This is a genomic window from Paracoccus jeotgali (genome assembly GCF_002865605.1).
Classification (GTDB): domain Bacteria; phylum Pseudomonadota; class Alphaproteobacteria; order Rhodobacterales; family Rhodobacteraceae; genus Paracoccus; species Paracoccus jeotgali.
Map to the genome: position 1 here is coordinate 506554 of NZ_CP025583.1, position 15749 is coordinate 522302.

Sequence of the window (15749 nt, forward strand, 5' to 3'; positions counted from 1 at the left end):
AGGCCACAATCGCGGCAGGGTCAGGACGCGTCCTTGGGCCGTTCGGCGGCTTCCAGACGCTCCAACGCCTCCATCCACAGGGCTTCGGCGCGGATCATCGCCTCGGACGCCTCGGCATGTTTGCGGCCCCATTTCTCGACCTCGGTCGGGTCGTCATAAAGCGCCGGATCGGCCATCTTTTCAGACAGCCGGTCCAGCATGTCGGTCAGCTTTTCGACGCGATCTTCGGCGCGGCGGGTTTCGGCGCGCAGGTCAAGGATCTCGTCGCGGCTGGCGCGTTTAGGGACAGGCGACGGTGCAGGCGATGGCGCAGGCTGGGGGCGGGGGCGGTCCTCGGGCTGGGACAGCAGCATGGCGCGGTAATCGTCCAGATCGCCCTGCCAGGGCGTGACCTGCGCCTGATCGACCAGCCACAGCCGGTCGGCCACCAGCGACAGCAGGTGCATGTCGTGGCTGACCAGCACCACGGCGCCGGGATAGTCGTTCAGCGCCTCGGTCAGCGCCTCCCGGCTTTCGATGTCGAGGTGGTTTGTCGGCTCGTCCAGCACCAGCAGATGCGGGGCGTCGATGGTGGCGATCAGCAGCGACAGCCGCGCCTTTTGCCCGCCCGACAGCTGCCGGACGCGGGTCTCGGCCTGCGCCTCCATCAGGCCGAACCCGGCCAGCCGCGCGCGCAGCCGGGCCGGGGCTTCGGCCGGGCGCAGGCGGCGGACGTGGTCGAGCGGGGTTTCGTCCAGTTCCAGTTCATCCACCTGATGCTGCGCGAAATAGCCGACGCGCAGCTTGCTGGACCGGGTGATGCCGCCGACCATGGCAGGCAGCCTTTCGGCCAGCAGCTTCGACAGGGTGGACTTGCCCTGCCCGTTGCGGCCCAGCAGCGCGATCCGGTCGTCCTGATCGATCCGCAGGTTCAGCCCGCGCAGCACCGCGCGGTCGCCATAGCCGACCGAGACGCCCTCCATCGCGATGATGGGCGGGGACAGGGTTTCCGGCGCGGGAAAGGTAAAGCGGTGGAACTTGGCCTCTTCCGGGGCGGTGATCGGCTCCATCCGGGCCAGCATCTTGATGCGCGACTGCGCCTGCTTGGCCTTGGTTGCCTTGGCGCGAAAGCGGTCGACGAAGCTTTGCAGATGCGCGCGGCGGGCGTCCTGCTTTTTCGCCTCGGCGGCCTGCAGCGCGCGTTTTTCGGCACGGGCGCGGGTGAACTGGTCATAGCTGCCGGTATACAGCGTCAGCCGCCGGTCCTCGAGATGCAGGATATGCCCAACGGCGCGGTTCAGCAGCTCGCGGTCATGGCTGATGATGATGACGGTATAAGGATAGCGGGCCAGATAGCTTTCCAGCCACAGCGCGCCTTCCAGGTCCAGATAGTTGGTCGGTTCGTCCAGCAACAGCAGGTCGGGCTGCGCGAACAGCACGCCGGCCAGCGCCATCCGCATCCGCCACCCGCCCGAGAAATCGGCGCTCGGCCGCTGCTGGTCCTCGTCGGAAAACCCCAAGCCTTTCAGGATGGTGGCGGCGCGCGCCTCGGCCGACCAGGCGTCGATATCGGCCAGCCGGGTCTGGATTTCGGCGATCCGGCCGGGGTCGGTGGTGCGGGCGGATTCCTGCAGCAGCGCGGCGCGTTCGGTGTCGGCCTCCAGCACCGTTTCCAGCACGCTTTGATCCGTGCCCGGCGCCTCTTGCGCCACGCCGCCGATCCGCGCCCGCGAGGGCAGGGCGATGGTGCCGCCGTCCAGCGACAGCTCGCCCCGGATCAAGCGGAACAGCGTCGTCTTGCCGGTGCCGTTGGCGCCGACCAGCCCGACCTTGTGACCGTCCGGAATGACCGCGCTCGCCCCGGCGAACAGCGGCCGCCCGGCGATGGAATAGGAAATATCGTCGATACGCAGCATCGGCCTGCCATGCCGCAGGGCGCGGCTTGCGTCAATGCCCCGCCCCCGCATCCCCACCGACACGGCTTTTCAACACAAGGGCCCCATGCTATGCGCCGCCCATATTCGCGCGCCATCAGGTCGCGCCATCTTGACGGAGTTACCCATGGCTACCGAGCGCACGCTCTCGATCATCAAACCCGACGCCACCAAGCGCAACCTGACCGGCAAGGTCGTCTCGAAGTTCGAGGATGCCGGGCTGCGCGTCGTCGCCTCCAAGCGCATTCACCTGTCACCCGCCCAAGCCGGCGCCTTCTATGCCGAACATTCCGAGCGCCCCTTCTATGGTGAACTGGTCGAGTTCATGTCCTCGGAACCGGTCGTCGTGCAGGTGCTGGAAGGCGAGAACGCCATCGCCAAGAACCGCGAAGTGATGGGCGCGACCGACCCGGCCGAAGCCGCCGAGGGCACCATCCGCAAGGATTTCGCGCTGTCCAAGGGCGAAAACTCGGTCCACGGCTCGGACAGCAAGGAATCGGCCGAGCGTGAGATCGCCTTCTTCTTCTCGGGGCTTGAACTGGTCGGCTGACGCCGGACCAAGGCTGACGGATCGGGGCGCTTGCCGCAGGGCAGGCGCCCTTTCTGTTGCCGCGCCCTTTCCGCCGGGTTAGGACGAGGGAAACCGGCAGAAGGGCAAAACCATGCGCGCATTCGTTTTTCCGGGGCAGGGCGCCCAGACCATCGGCATGGGCCGCGAACTGGCCGAAGCCTATCCGGCGGCCCGCGATGTCTTCCGCGAGGTCGACGAGGCGCTGGACGAGGATCTGTCCGGCCTGATCTGGAACGGCGACGCGGATGAGCTGACGCTGACCCGCAACGCCCAACCGGCGCTGATGGCGACCTCGATGGCCGCGTTCCGGGCGCTGGAAAGCGAAGGCATCAACATCTCCGAGGCCGATTACGTCGCCGGACACTCGCTGGGCGAATATTCCGCGCTGTGTGCGGCGGGAGCGATCAGCCTGCAGGACACGGCGCGCCTGCTGCGCCTGCGCGGTCAGGCCATGCAAGAGGCGGTGCCGGTCGGCATCGGTGCAATGGCGGCGATTCTGGGCCTCGATTTTGCGACGGTCGATGAAATCGCGCGCGAGGCGGCGGGGGACGAGGTCTGTCAGGCCGCGAATGACAACGATCCGGGGCAGGTGGTGATCTCGGGCCACAAGGATGCCGTGGAACGCGCGGCGGCACTGGCCAAGGAACGCGGGGCGAAGCGCGCCCTGCTGCTGCCGGTCTCGGCGCCGTTTCATTCGGTGCTGATGCAGCCCGCCGCAGCCGTCATGGCCGACGCGCTGGCCGGCGTCGATATCCAGCCGCCCGCCGTGCCGCTGATCGCCAATGTCCGCGCCGAACCCGTGATCGAACCCGGCGCGATCCGCCGGCTGCTGGTCGAGCAGGTCACCGGCTCGGTCCGCTGGCGCGAATCCATCGCTTTCCTGACCGAGGCCGGCGTCACCGAGTTCTGGGAGATCGGCGCCGGCAAGACGCTGTCGGGCATGATCAAGCGCATCAGCAAGGATGCCGCGACGCGCCATATCGGCGGCCCGGCGGACATCACCGCGCTGAAAGGCGCCTGAAGGAAAGCTCGAGAATTTCGAGGAGAGAGAGACAGATGTTTGATCTGACAGGGAAACGCGCGCTGGTGACCGGCGCCTCGGGCGGGATCGGCGGGGCCATCGCGCAGGCGCTGCACGGCGCGGGCGCAACGGTCGCGCTGTCTGGCACGCGGCAGGGGCCGCTGGACGACCTCGCCGCCAGCCTGGGCGAGCGGGCGCATGTCGTCACCGCCGATCTGGGCGATGCCGCACAGGTCGAGGCGCTGCCGAAAGCCGCGGCCGAGGCGATGGGCGGGGTCGATATCCTGATCAACAATGCCGGCATCACCCGCGACAACCTGTTCATGCGCATGTCGGACGAGGAATGGGCGCAGGTGCTGGATGTCGATCTGACCTCGAACTTTCGGCTGGCGCGGGGCGTGTTGCGCGGGATGATGAAGGCCCGCTGGGGGCGCATCATCAACATCACCTCGGTCGTGGGGGCGACCGGCAATCCGGGTCAGGCGAATTACGCCGCCGCCAAGGCCGGGCTGGTCGGCATGTCGAAAAGCCTCGCCCACGAGGTCGCGAGCCGTGGCATCACCGTGAACTGCGTGGCCCCCGGCTTCATCGCCACTGCCATGACCGACAAGCTGACCGACGACCAGAAGGCGCGGATCCAGACCCAGATTCCCGCCGGACGGATGGGCGATCCCGCCGAGATCGCGGCGGCGGTGCTGTATCTGGCCAGCCCCGGGGCGGGCTATGTCACCGGCGCCACGCTGCATGTCAATGGCGGCATGGCGATGCTGTAAGCCCGGCGCATAGCCGCTTTTCAGCGCCGAATTTGCCGCGAAAGCGGTTGCATGGGTGGGCTTGGCTGCTATATCCCGTCATGAGCCAAGGGGGAACCCCGGCATCGCGGCATGACCGCAACCCTGGGCACATGCCCGCGAACATGAGGAAGAGACATGAGCGATATCGCTGATCGCGTGAAAAAGATCGTTGTCGAGCATCTCGGCGTGGATGAGGACAAGGTTGTTGAAACCGCTTCGTTTATCGACGATCTGGGCGCCGACAGCCTCGACACGGTCGAGCTGGTCATGGCCTTTGAAGAAGAGTTCGGCATCGAGATCCCCGATGACGCGGCCGAGACCATCCAGACCTTCGGCGACGCGGTGAACTTCATCAAGGGCGCGGTCTGATCCAGCCCTGATCCGACAGGAAAACGGCGCCCCCTCGGGCGCCGTTTTTCGTTGCAGCTTATGCCTTTGGAGTTGCCGCTGCGGTGGGAAGTTTCCTCTGGGGCCGGATATCGCGGCTGCGGCCAACGTCGTGTCTGAGTTGCGGCAGCCGCGAGGGCCGCGACCGAGTGGCGGCTGCGGCCAAGATCACTCGCACGGTCTATCTCTACTGCCGCCAGTTCGCGTCCGCACCTACGCGCTCAACCGCCCGCGCCGCGCATTCCGCCGCGTGCGGTGGAGGCGGCACCAAAGCCGCCACGGCTCGACACCTGGGCGCGCGACATGGGCGGCTTGCCGATGGTCGACGGCGCCTTGGCAAAGGCCGAGGTCGGGACCTTGCCCACCCCGCGATTGCTGGCAAAGCTCTGGTTGCCGGACGGCGTCGAAAAGCCGCCCTGCGCGGTCTTGACCATCGGCTGCGAGCTGATCCCGCGCCCGCCGCCCATCATCGAGCCCAGCATATAGCCCATGAACAGCGGCATGAAGATCGACCCCATGCCCCCGCCCGACTGCGCCTGCGCCGGATCGCCGCCGCAGTTTCCGGCGCCATGCTCCTGTTCGCAAAGCTCTTGCGATTCGTAGCGCGGCGCGGTTTCCAGATAATCCTGCTGCGCCTGCGCGAACTGGGTCTGGCAATCCTGCTCGGTGAAGAACAGCGAGCCCTTGCGCGCCTCGGACACGCAGCTGTCCAGATCGGGGAAGGCGGCGGCGTCGGTCTTGTCATCCTCGCAGGCCGCCAGCGTCATCACCGCGGCGCCGGCCAGAAACAGCGCGACGTGACGCGACCGCTTGCGCGGGGCGGGCGGGATGCCGGTCCGTGTCTGCAGTTTTTCGGTCATGCTTAATCCTCGATGTAATGCGGCTTGAAGCGTGAGAGGTTGTGCGTGATCCGGCTGGCATCCTCGCGGATGCCCATGCCGACGCAGCTTTCGCCCACGATCCAGGCCCCGATTACGGCGTGAAAGCCGCCGAACTCCGGCAGCGGGGCGAGGGCCTGAATGATGCGCGGATGGTCGTCATAGCTGTCATCGGGCGCGCGGTCGGTCTCGCGCCCCTGTTCGCGGATGACCACGCCCGCCCCCTCGCGCGAGAAAATCGGCTTGGACACATGCCCCTGCTGCAGCACATCCTGCGCCGCGGCAAAGGCGTTGGCGACCCGTGTCGCGGGCGCGCCGCCGGTCAGCGCCTCGGCCACGTCGGCAGCGAAAAACGCCGGCAGCAGGTTGGGGTGGCCGGGGAACATCTGCCACAGCAGCGGCAGCAGCGCCTTGTTCGACACCACCGCCTTCCAGGGCGGCTCGATGAAGCGCACGCCAGAGGGTCCGAGATGCGCGGCGAATTCGTCGCGCAGCATGTCCTCCCACGGATAGAGCTTGAAGAGCGTGCCGATCACCCGGTCCTGATCGTCGGCGAACTGCCCCTCCTCGGTCAGGCCGATGGCGGCTAGGCTGGTGAAATGCGCCCCCAGCCCGGCCTCGCGCGCGGCCCAGGCGAGGGCCTCGACGGTGGCGTAATCCTCGGGGTTGTCGGGGTCGGCGGCGAAATGGATGTCGGTGTCGGGCGCCGCGATCTCGGCCCAACGCGCGACAAGCGCCTCGTGCAGGGCGTTGAACTGGTCGGTATCGGCCGTCAGGACGCCCAGCCGCTGCTGCTCCTCGAGCCAGTCCCACTGGAACGAGGCGGATTCGTAAAGCGAGGTCGGCGTGTCGGCGTTGTATTCCAGCAGCTTCGCGGGGCCATGGCCGTCATAGGACAGGTCCATCCGGCCATACAGCTCGGGCTCGCCATCTTTCCAGCTATCGGCCAGAAAGTCCCAGAATTGCTGCGGAATCTGCATCCGCTCAAGCCATTCATCGCTGGCGAGCGCGGTCGCCACGGCCTCGCGGACCATGCCATGCAGTTCGGTCGAGGGGTCTTCGATATCGTCCTCGATCTGGCGCAGGCTGAAGCGATAGGCCGAGGTCTCGTCCCAATAGGGCTCGCCGCCCATATCGGCGAAGGTAAAGCCCAGCTCGGTCGCGCGCTCGCGCCAGCCGGGACGCTCGGGCAGGGGGACTTTCTGCATTGCGGCTCCTGTTGCGGCGAGACCACAGATGGCCCGCGAGGGGCGAGGATGCAAGGCAATGGGCGCGCGGGGCCGAAATCAGGCGCCGGTCGCCACGTCGCGCAGGATGCGGCTCAGCAGCCGGTCGGCGAGTTCCGCGCCCGAGACATTGGTCAGCAGATCGAGCCGGGCCGAGACCTGAAGCTGGCCGATCCCGTGGACGGCGGCAAAGATGCCCGCCGCCTCGTCCCGCGCCTGCGCCTCGGTCAGGGCAGGGTTCAACTGGCGCAGCTCATCGGCCGTGCGCCCCAGCAGCCGGCAATCGCCTGCATATACCAGTCGGGAAAGCGATCGCTGCGGCGCGGGCCGTCGAACAGCGCGCGAAACAGCGTCGGTTCGGTCTCGACAAGGCGCAGATAGCGCGCGGCGAGGCTGCGCAGCCGGGCGGTCGGGTCGTCGCCGGGCAGATCCTCGAACAACTCCTCGATGCGCTTGAAATTGCCGCGATTGACCTGCCACAGCACATCCGGCAGCCCGTCGAACAGGTTGTAGATCGTGCCGGGCGTGTATCCCACCGCCTCGGCCAGTCGCCGCGCGGTCAGCGCCTCGGGGCCGTCCGACAGGATGATTTCGCGCGCGGCGGCCAGCGTGTCGGCGCGCAACTCCTCGCGGGTGCGACGCGGCTCGGGGCGCGGCAGCGTCGGCTCGCTGGGTGAAACTCGCTTGCTGGACCTGGGCATCGCACGCTTGAACCTGACACTTGGCTACATCTTTCCGCGCGAGTGTATAAGGGATGGCGGGGGCGTCAAGCAGCGGGATCGGCTGAGGTGCATAGCTGCCGATGCGCGTGTTTTGCGGGTCTGGCGCTGAGTGAGCCTCCTGACCGCACAGCCCTTTCTACCCGATTTCTTTGATCGCTCGCAGATCGCGCCGCGGGCTGTGCCAAGGGGCACCCAAGATCATGAACGACGTTTGCAAAACCTGCGGTGGCGCCATGGCGGCAGGCGCGCTGCTGGTCTATCTTGTGCTGATGTCACCGTTTCTCCGCTCTCCCTACCAGTTTACGATTCTGCTTCACCTTGTGATTGGCAGCGCGCGCTTGGTGCTGACCCTCATCGCATCCGCAGCAAGCCTGCCGCTCCTGATCTTATTGCAGATGGAGATTAAGGTTGTGTTGATCCTCGCAGGGCTTTTCTCGACCCTGCTCTCGCGGTTGTCCAAGCTGTTTCCGGTGATCGACCAGCAGGGGCTGTGCGGCTGGTCCACCCGACGCCACTGCATCAGTCGCGCCACTGCGCCCGGTCTCGCGCCATGACGCCCGGCGCACGAGTGGCGGCCGCGATCCAGATCCTCGACCGCATCCTTGCGGGGCAACAGGCCGAGCCTGCGCTGATCGCCTGGGCGCGCGCCAGCCGCTTTGCCGGTTCCGGCGACCGCGCGGCGGTCCGCGATCTGGTCTTTCAGGCGCTGCGCCGCCGCGACAGTCTGGCTGCGCTTGGCGGCGCCCTGTCCGGGCGCGGGTTGATGCTGGGCATGCTGCGCGCCGAGGGTGCCGATTCCGACGCGATCTTCTCCGGCACCGGCCACGCGCCGCCGCCCCTGACCGAGGCCGAGCGCACCGCTGGCGCCCCCATCGCGCAGGCCGAGGCGCTGCCCGATCTGCCGGACTGGCTCTGGCCGCTGTGGCAGGCGTCTTTGGGCGCGCGCGCGCTGTCTCTGGCCCATGCCATGCGCGACCGCGCGCCGCTCTGGCTGCGGGTCAACCCGCGCCGGGCAACACCCGCGCAGGCCATCGCGGCCCTGACCGACGCCGGGATCGACGCCATCCCCGACCCGCATCTGCCCACCGCGCTGCGTGTCACCTCAGGCGAGCGGCGCGTCCATGGCGCCGCGCCCTATCGCGCCGGTTGGGTCGAGATGCAGGACCTTTCGCCGCAGATCGCCTGTAGCTTGCTCGCGCCCCGTCCCGGCCAGCAGGTGCTCGATTATTGCGCCGGCGGCGGCGGCAAATCGCTGGCGCTGCTGGCCGTGACCGACCTCAGCGTCACCGCCCATGACGCGGCGCCCGCACGGATGTCGGACCTGCCGGAGCGCGCGGCGCGCGCCGGCGTCTCGGTGACGCTCTCGCCGCCCGCGCCATCGGGCCAAAATTATGATCTGATCATTGCGGACGTGCCCTGTTCGGGTTCCGGCACCTGGCGGCGGAAGCCCGACGCGAAATGGCGCCTGACGCCCGAGAGGCTGGCGGAGTTATGTGCGCTGCAGGCAGAAATTCTTGATGATTGCGCCGATCTGGTGAGGCCGGGTGGACGCATCGCCTATATGACCTGCTCGTTACTGGACGCGGAAAACGGCGATCAGATCGATCGCTTTGTTGCTCGGAATCAGCGGTTTACCGAGCCAGAGCGCCGGCTGTTGACGCCCGAGGATGCCTCGGACGGTTTCTTTGTTTCAATTTTGACGCATTCGGCTGGCGCGGCTTAAAACTCTGTTAAGACTTCTGCCCTAAGCCTGATTCCGTGATTGCCTCGGGTGGGACATGAAGCTGCTGCAAAAACTGCCGCGTAACTCAATGATCTGGATGCCGTTTCTGGTGCTGCCGCTGGTCGTATCGGCGGTCGGGCTGCAGGTGCAGCAGGCGCGGCTGGATCAGGGCGCGACGCTGACGCTGGTCTCGCTGGCGGCATTTTTGGCGTGGTATCTGCTGGGCGGCAGCCTCGCCTGCGCTCAGATCCGGCGAGAGTGGCTGCAACGGCGACAGCTTCGTCGGCTGTCCGCGCTGATGGAGCACTCTGGCTGCGCGGAATGTGCCATTGCCGCTGACGGGATGGTGCTGCACCAGTCGCCCGAATCGCTCGATGCGGCGGGCGATTGGCGCGGACGCCCGGTCTTTCAGATGCTCGCGGGACGACTCGCCGATGCCGAGGGCGAGGGCGCCAGTTTGCTGGCCCGTGGCCTGCGGCAGGGTGCGGCGAGCAGCGATCTGCCCGCGGGCGGGCGGCTTTCGATCGAGCGGGTGGGTGACGATCTGCTGCGCGCATCTATTATTACGCCCGCTGCGCTTGCCTGCGCGAATGCGGCGCAGCCCTTCGACTATGACCGTCTGCCGGTCGCGATCATCAGGCTCGCCGCGGATGGAACAGTGCTCGACGTGAACCAGTCCGCCCGCGCCTATGCGGGCGAGGACGTGAAGGGCCGCCATCTCTCGCGCCTGCTCGACGGGCTTGGCCGCCCCATCGAGCAGTGGCTCGCCGAGGCGCTGTCCTCGGGTCGCACCACGCCGCCCGAGGTTCTGCGCGCAAGCCATGCCGGGGCCGACCGCTATGTGCAGGTTTCGCTGCACCCCGAAGCGGAGAGCGGCACCGTCATCGCCGTGCTGTCCGACGCCCGCGCCTTGAAGACGCTCGAGGCGCAATTCGTCCAGAGCCAGAAGATGCAGGCCATCGGCCAACTCGCAGGCGGAATTGCCCACGATTTCAACAACCTGTTGACCGCGATCAGCGGGCATTGTGACCTGCTGATGCTGCGCCATGACAAGGGCGATCCGAATTACGCCGATCTCGACCAGATCAGCCAGAACGCGAATCGTGCGGCCAACCTCGTCAGCCATTTGCTCGCCTTCTCGCGCAAGCAGACGCTGAAGCCGCAGCGGGTCGATCTGCGGAACACCATCGCGGATCTCTCTCATCTGCTGAACCGGTTGGTGGGCGAAAAGGTCAGGGTCGAACAACAGCATGACCCGCGCCTGCTGCCGGTTCGCGTCGATCGCGGCAAGATCGAACAGGTCATCATGAACCTCGTCGTCAACGCGCGCGATGCCATGCCCGATGGTGGCCGTGTCGATATAACCACCCAGAATGTCGATCTGCCGCAGGCGCAGCCGCACGGGCGATTCGCGGTGCCGGCAGGGAACTATGTGCGCGTGACCATCGCCGATCATGGCTGCGGTGTGCCGCCCGACCTGATCGACAAGATCTTCGAGCCGTTCTTCACCACCAAGCGCGTGGGTGAGGGGACCGGTCTAGGTCTTTCGACTGTCTATGGCATTATCAAGCAGACTGGCGGCTATATCCTGTGCGACAGCACGGTCGGGCAGGGGACGGTATTTACCATCTACCTTCCTGTGTTCACCGGTGCCGACCTGCCTGCCGAGGACGCACCTGAAAAACCCGCCGACGCGCCCGCCCTTTCGCCCCGCCACACGCAGCGCGTCCTGCTGGTCGAGGACGAGGCCCCGGTTCGCGCCTTTGCCAGCCGCGCCCTGAAGCTGCATGGCTATCACGTGACCGAAGCCGCCTCGGGCGAGGAGGCGCTGGAGATCCTCAACAACGACCGGTTCGAGGTCGATGTGTTTGTGACCGATGTCGTGATGCCGGGCCTCGACGGGCTGTCCTGGGTGCGCCGGGCGCTGAAGGACCGGCCCGGCAAGGCGGTGATCTTCATGTCCGGATACACCGAGGACGTGTTCGAGAACGGCCGCAACCCGGTCGAAGGCGCGTCGTTCCTGCAGAAACCCTTCTCGCTGACCGCCCTCGTGGCGGCGGTGGGTCAGAAGGTGGAAGGGGCGGCAGCTTCGTCCGAAATCGACGCGTAGAGGGCGAAATCGGCTGCCAGCGCATGTCGAAGCGCGGCATCGGTGTCGGGCTGCAGGGTCAGGTCGGCGGCGGGGGGGACGTTGATCCGCGGCAGGCTGATTGCGCAACCCAGCCAGTCGTCGAGAAAATCCGTGAAGGCCGGCATGTTCTCGTAACGGAAGATCCGGTCGACGCGCGTCCCGCCGCCGGTCAGGAACTCGGCCTGCGTCCCGATCGGGCGGGTCATGCTGTCGGACCGGCGCAGATAGCGCTGCACGAACTGGTCGAAACTTTCCGGGGCACTGTCAGTATCGGATTCGTCGCGGCGATAGAAGCGATACCAGCTGCTCAGCCAGTCCATGGGCTCGCGCATCAGGGCGACCGTGGTGAAGTGATCCGCGGTCAGCTCTTGCAGCCATGGATGGATATGGCGGTGAAAATGCGCGGCATCCGCGTGCTTCATCTGGGGTGGCCGCTGCACGGCGAGGCTGGCAAGCGGTTCCAGCGCCACCTCGACCGCGGTCGAGCCCGCTTTGGGCGTCGCCAGAAAGACCAGTCGTTGTTCCCAGAATATCAGCATCTCACGCCCTTTTATCCGGCCTTGGATAGGCAAGCGCCGGGCGGCTGTAAACCTTCGGTTAAGGATTTCGTGCTAGCTCTGCGCAGGTGAGGCTTGTCACGAGGCGCGTCATCACGTAATTAGAACATTAAAGGAACAAGCCGCGGCCCCGATTGAGCCAAGCACAGTGTTCTGACATAAGGGCAAGGAATTTTGGCAGGATGAGCGACACGAACATGGACAAGAAAGCGGCCGACAAGCAAAAGGCGCTGGACAGCGCGCTGGCGCAGATCGAACGGCAGTTCGGCAAGGGCTCGATCATGAAGCTGGGCGTCGACAACCCGGTGACCGAGATCGAGGCCACCTCGACCGGGTCGTTGGGGCTGGATATCGCGCTGGGGATAGGCGGGTTGCCCAAGGGTCGCATCGTCGAGATCTACGGGCCGGAAAGCTCGGGCAAGACCACGCTGACCCTGCATTGCGTCGCGGAAGAGCAGAAAAAGGGCGGCGTCTGCGCCTTTGTCGACGCCGAACACGCGCTTGATCCGCAATATGCCCGCAAGCTGGGCGTCAATCTGGATGAGCTGCTGATCAGCCAGCCGGATACCGGCGAGCAGGCGCTCGAGATCGTCGATACGCTGGTGCGTTCGGGCGCCGTGAGCATGGTCGTGATCGACTCGGTCGCCGCGCTGACCCCGAAGGCCGAGATCGAGGGCGATATGGGTGACGCGCAGGTCGGCGCCCAAGCCCGGCTGATGAGCCAGGCGATGCGCAAGCTGACCGCCTCGATCGGGCGCAGCAATTGCATGGTGATCTTCATCAACCAGATCCGCATGAAGATTGGCGTCATGTTCGGCAGCCCCGAGACGACCTCTGGCGGAAACGCGCTGAAATTCTATGCCTCCGTGCGTCTCGACATTCGCCGCATCGGCTCGATCAAGGATCGCGACGAGGTGGTGGGCAACTCGACGCGGGTGAAGGTGGTCAAGAACAAGGTCGCGCCGCCCTTCCGTCAGGTCGAGTTCGACATCATGTATGGCGAAGGCATCTCGAAGATGGGCGAGCTGGTCGATCTGGGCGTCAAGGCCGGCGTCGTCGACAAGTCCGGTGCCTGGTATTCCTATGGAGACGAGCGGATCGGCCAGGGCCGCGAGAACGCCAAGCAATATCTGCGCGACAACCCGGCGCTCGCAACTGAGATCGAAGATAAGATCCGCGCCAGCCATGGTCTCGATTTCGGCAGCCCGGCCGGAGAGGACGCGGTTCTGGCGGACGAATAGGGCGCGACGCGAGAGACGCGTAACGCAAGGAAAAACCCCGGACGCGCGTCCGGGGTTTTTATCATTGCAGCGGGGTGTCGAGCAGGTGGCGACGACCATCTCGAAGCCTTGATGAGACCTCAGTCCCCATCCGTCTCGTCATCGTCCCCGAACCGGGCGTCGTCGTCATATTCATCCTCGCCCTCGGGGACGTATTTCGCCGAGTTCATGATCGAGCGGTTGTCATGCATCTCGTCCATGACCACGTCGGCCGGAATCTCGCCCATCAGCCATTCGCGCAGTTCGGCCTTGGCTTCCTCCATCTCGACGCTTTCGGTGGTCGAGATCAGCTTCAGGAAGGCGCGCTGGTCGCCGTCGATCTCGTCGAGGTCAGCTTCGTCCAGATCGGGCCAGCGGTCGATGATCGCCTCGTAGAAAGCGGACCAGTTTTCAGCGACATGTTGCCATTTCATTGGCAAGCTCCTTCTTGAATTCCGGCCGCGGCGCGGCCCTCGGTTGCAGAACGACGACGCGCGGCAAGGGGTTCCGTCCTCACCCCTTCGGCTCGCGCCACCAGGTTTCCGGCAGAAAGCCCGGATAGTCGCCGTAAAGCGGGATGCGGTCGGGGAAGTGCAGCTCGGCGTCATGGGCGAGATGGCCGACAGGCGAGAAGCCGGCCGGGATCACATAGCGCCCGGCGGTCAGCACGCGGTCGAGCGCGTGAACGGCGGCGATGAAATCCTCGCGGCTGTCGGCGTTCAGCATTTCGGTCACCATCGCTTCGGCCGCGGGCGAGTTCATGCCCATGAAGTTCCGCGTCCCCGGCTCGGTCACGCCGGCCGCGCCCCAATAAAGCAGTTGCTCATTGCCCGGCGACAGCGACAGCGCACGGTCATACCAGGTCATGTCGAAGGCGTAGTTGGTCGTCCGTTCGGTATATTGGGCACTGTCCAGAAGCGAGACCCGCGCCTCGATCCCCAGATTGCGCAGCGCCTGCACATAAATGTCGGCCATCTGCCGCGTCTCGGCCGCCGTGGTCATGGCGCCGCCCGAGAGGTTCAGCAGGATCTCGAACCGGAAGGGCTCGCCCTTGGCATTCTGCAGGCTGCCGTCGCGGATGGTCCAGCCGGCCTCTTCCAGCAGCTTCAGGGCGCGGCGCAGCGCGCGGCGGTCCAGCGGCTCGGCGCTGCCCTCGGGCAGGGCATAGCCGTCGATGGTGCCGGGCAGCAGATCGGCGGCGAAGGGTTCCAGCAGTTCCAGCTCGCGCCCCTCGGCGGGCGCACCGGGGGTCATCGCCAGCTCGGAATTGGCGAAATACGAGGTGATGCGCTGATCCTGACCGCCCGAGACGGTGGCGTTGATGAACTGCCAGTTGAACGCCTCGATCATCGCCTGCCGCACCCGCCAATCAGCGAAGAGCGGGTTTCGCGTGTTCATCACGAAGCCCATGATGCCCGAGGGGCGTTCATTCGGGATGTCGGATTTCACCACCTCGCCCGAGGTCACCCGCGGGAAGTTGAACTCGTTTTCCCATTTGCTGGGGCTGAGCTCGCGCCAGACGTCGATCTCGCCGGCCTTGAACGCCTCGAACATGGCGTTGGCGTCGCCGTAATAATCATAGGTGATGGTGTCGAGGTTGTGCAGACCGCGATTGACCGGCAGATCGCGGCCCCACCAGTCGGGGTTGCGGCGCAGGGTCAGCGCCCGGCCCGGATCGACGCGGTCGATGGCATAGGGGCCAGAGCCGATGGGCGGCTCGAGCCCGGCGGCCGAGAAATCCTTGTCCTGCCACTGCGCCTTTTTCAGCACCGGGCGCATCCCCATCAGCAGCACCAGTTCTCGGTCGGGGGTGTTGAAGGTGAAGCGGATCTTGTTCGGCCCGGTCTGTTCCATCTTGGCGACCTTGGCCCAGGCGCCGCGATAGCGCGGGTGGCCCTGGGTGCCGAGCGTCTCATAGGACCACATCACATCCTCGACCGTGACCGGGCTGCCGTCGGAAAACCTGGCCTCGTCGCGCAGGGTGAACTCGACCCAGCTGCGATCCGGGGCGGTTTCGATGGTTTCCGCCAGCAGGCCGTAAAGCGTGAACGGCTCGTCAAGGCTGCGCAGCATCAGCGTCTCGGCCACGACGCCGGGCATGGTATAGATCGGCCAGGCCGGATTGCCCTTGAGCACCCAGGGCTTCAGCGAGTCGAACCCGCCTGATTCGGCCAGGCGAATCGAGCCCCCTTTCGGGGCGTCGGGATTGGCATAAGGCAGGTGATCGAAACCCGCCGGAAGGGCAGGTTCCCCATACATCGCAATGCCATGCGCGGGTTCGGCATGGGTTGCCAGCGGCATCGCGGCAACAGTCGAGAGCGCCAGCAGCGCGGTGCCCAAGGCACGTCTGATCGCGGAATCGTTAGGGTTTTTGAAGATTCGCATTCCTGCTGTTGGCCCCCTGCGGCAAAGTTAAGCGATTTCAACCGGCAGCCTATCCGAGCGGCTGGGGCATGACAAACATCAGCCTTGGACTCGGGCGCCGTTTCGCCTATAAATGGTGCACTGCTCGATAGGTTTCTTGCCTGTATGAAACCTGCCTCATGACTTGCGCCCGCCTTGTGCGG

At 66.0% G+C, this 15749-nt stretch carries 16 protein-coding genes; 8 read left to right on the forward strand and 8 right to left on the reverse strand.

The genetic code is table 11. The annotated features are described in order from the left end of the window. Positions 1 to 20 precede the first annotated feature (20 nt). Entirely contained in the window at positions 21 to 1895 is a 1875-nt protein-coding gene (locus tag CYR75_RS02545; RefSeq protein WP_101498702.1) for an ABC-F family ATP-binding cassette domain-containing protein, read from the reverse strand. Positions 1896 to 2040: 145 nt separating this feature from the next. Here CYR75_RS02545 and ndk point away from each other — a divergent pair, with 145 nt between their 5' ends. The 4 genes from ndk to CYR75_RS02565 all read left to right on the forward strand — a co-directional run bounded on the left by ndk (position 2041) and on the right by CYR75_RS02565 (position 4668). Continuing rightward, the gene (gene ndk / locus CYR75_RS02550) at positions 2041 to 2463 is read left to right on the forward strand and encodes a nucleoside-diphosphate kinase (RefSeq protein ID WP_101498703.1); all 423 of its coding nucleotides are present in this window, start codon (positions 2041 to 2043) and stop codon (positions 2461 to 2463) included. A gap of 112 nt (positions 2464 to 2575) precedes the next feature. After that, positions 2576 to 3505 carry an ACP S-malonyltransferase gene (gene fabD / locus CYR75_RS02555; RefSeq protein WP_101498704.1) on the forward strand — a complete coding sequence of 310 codons (930 nt, stop codon included), beginning with the start codon at positions 2576 to 2578 and terminating at the stop codon, positions 3503 to 3505. A 35-nt stretch (positions 3506 to 3540) separates the two neighbouring features. After that, positions 3541 to 4278: a 3-oxoacyl-[acyl-carrier-protein] reductase gene (fabG, locus tag CYR75_RS02560; protein ID WP_101498705.1), complete on the forward strand. Its 738-nt coding sequence runs from the start codon at positions 3541 to 3543 to the stop codon at positions 4276 to 4278. Between the two features lie 156 nt (positions 4279 to 4434). Beyond that, positions 4435 to 4668, forward strand: coding sequence for an acyl carrier protein (locus CYR75_RS02565; RefSeq protein ID WP_101498706.1), 234 nt, complete (start codon positions 4435 to 4437; stop codon positions 4666 to 4668). 239 nt (positions 4669 to 4907) lie between these two features. On the opposite strand, the gene CYR75_RS02570 is transcribed toward CYR75_RS02565, so the two are convergent. From CYR75_RS02570 to CYR75_RS02585, 4 genes are all read right to left on the reverse strand, one after another. Further along, the gene (locus CYR75_RS02570; RefSeq protein WP_101498707.1) at positions 4908 to 5546 is read right to left on the reverse strand and encodes a DUF1190 domain-containing protein; all 639 of its coding nucleotides are present in this window, start codon (positions 5544 to 5546) and stop codon (positions 4908 to 4910) included. A 2-nt stretch (positions 5547 to 5548) separates the two neighbouring features. Continuing rightward, a complete protein-coding gene (locus CYR75_RS02575; RefSeq protein WP_101498708.1) occupies positions 5549 to 6772 on the reverse strand; it encodes a glutathionylspermidine synthase family protein in 1224 nt (407 codons plus the stop codon). A 78-nt stretch (positions 6773 to 6850) separates the two neighbouring features. Continuing rightward, positions 6851 to 7033 (reverse strand): hypothetical protein, encoded by a 183-nt coding sequence (locus CYR75_RS02580; RefSeq protein WP_101498709.1) that lies wholly within the window; start codon positions 7031 to 7033, stop codon positions 6851 to 6853. Continuing rightward, on the reverse strand, positions 7030 to 7491 hold the full coding sequence (locus CYR75_RS02585) for a TetR/AcrR family transcriptional regulator (RefSeq protein ID WP_101498710.1): 462 nt from the start codon (positions 7489 to 7491) through the stop codon (positions 7030 to 7032). Before CYR75_RS02585 ends, CYR75_RS02580 begins: the two co-directional genes overlap by 4 nt. Before the next feature lie 221 nt (positions 7492 to 7712). On the opposite strand from CYR75_RS02585, the gene CYR75_RS02590 reads away from it, so the two are divergent. From CYR75_RS02590 to CYR75_RS02600, 3 genes are read left to right on the forward strand one after another with little or no spacing between them, the layout of a single operon-like run. Next, a complete protein-coding gene (locus CYR75_RS02590; RefSeq protein WP_158644558.1) occupies positions 7713 to 8066 on the forward strand; it encodes a hypothetical protein in 354 nt (117 codons plus the stop codon). Then, positions 8063 to 9235, forward strand: a complete 1173-nt coding sequence (locus CYR75_RS02595) for an RsmB/NOP family class I SAM-dependent RNA methyltransferase (protein WP_101498712.1) — start codon at positions 8063 to 8065, stop codon at positions 9233 to 9235. Before CYR75_RS02590 ends, CYR75_RS02595 begins: the two co-directional genes overlap by 4 nt. A gap of 55 nt (positions 9236 to 9290) precedes the next feature. Next, positions 9291 to 11345, forward strand: coding sequence for a hybrid sensor histidine kinase/response regulator (locus CYR75_RS02600; RefSeq protein WP_101498713.1), 2055 nt, complete (start codon positions 9291 to 9293; stop codon positions 11343 to 11345). Here CYR75_RS02600 and CYR75_RS02605 read toward each other — a convergent pair. Further along, on the reverse strand, positions 11300 to 11905 hold the full coding sequence (locus CYR75_RS02605) for a hypothetical protein (RefSeq protein ID WP_101498714.1): 606 nt from the start codon (positions 11903 to 11905) through the stop codon (positions 11300 to 11302). The two genes, CYR75_RS02600 and CYR75_RS02605, sit on opposite strands and share 46 nt — an antisense overlap. A gap of 200 nt (positions 11906 to 12105) precedes the next feature. Here CYR75_RS02605 and recA point away from each other — a divergent pair, with 200 nt between their 5' ends. Further along, entirely contained in the window at positions 12106 to 13164 is a 1059-nt protein-coding gene (gene recA, locus CYR75_RS02610; protein WP_101498715.1) for a recombinase RecA, read from the forward strand. A 119-nt stretch (positions 13165 to 13283) separates the two neighbouring features. On the opposite strand, the gene CYR75_RS02615 is transcribed toward recA, so the two are convergent. Together CYR75_RS02615 and CYR75_RS02620 are read right to left on the reverse strand one after the other, a co-directional pair. Next, positions 13284 to 13616 carry a hypothetical protein gene (locus CYR75_RS02615; protein WP_101498716.1) on the reverse strand — a complete coding sequence of 111 codons (333 nt, stop codon included), beginning with the start codon at positions 13614 to 13616 and terminating at the stop codon, positions 13284 to 13286. Positions 13617 to 13695: 79 nt separating this feature from the next. Continuing rightward, positions 13696 to 15567 (reverse strand): extracellular solute-binding protein, encoded by a 1872-nt coding sequence (locus tag CYR75_RS02620; RefSeq protein WP_101498717.1) that lies wholly within the window; start codon positions 15565 to 15567, stop codon positions 13696 to 13698. Between the last annotated feature and the right edge of the window lie 182 nt (positions 15568 to 15749).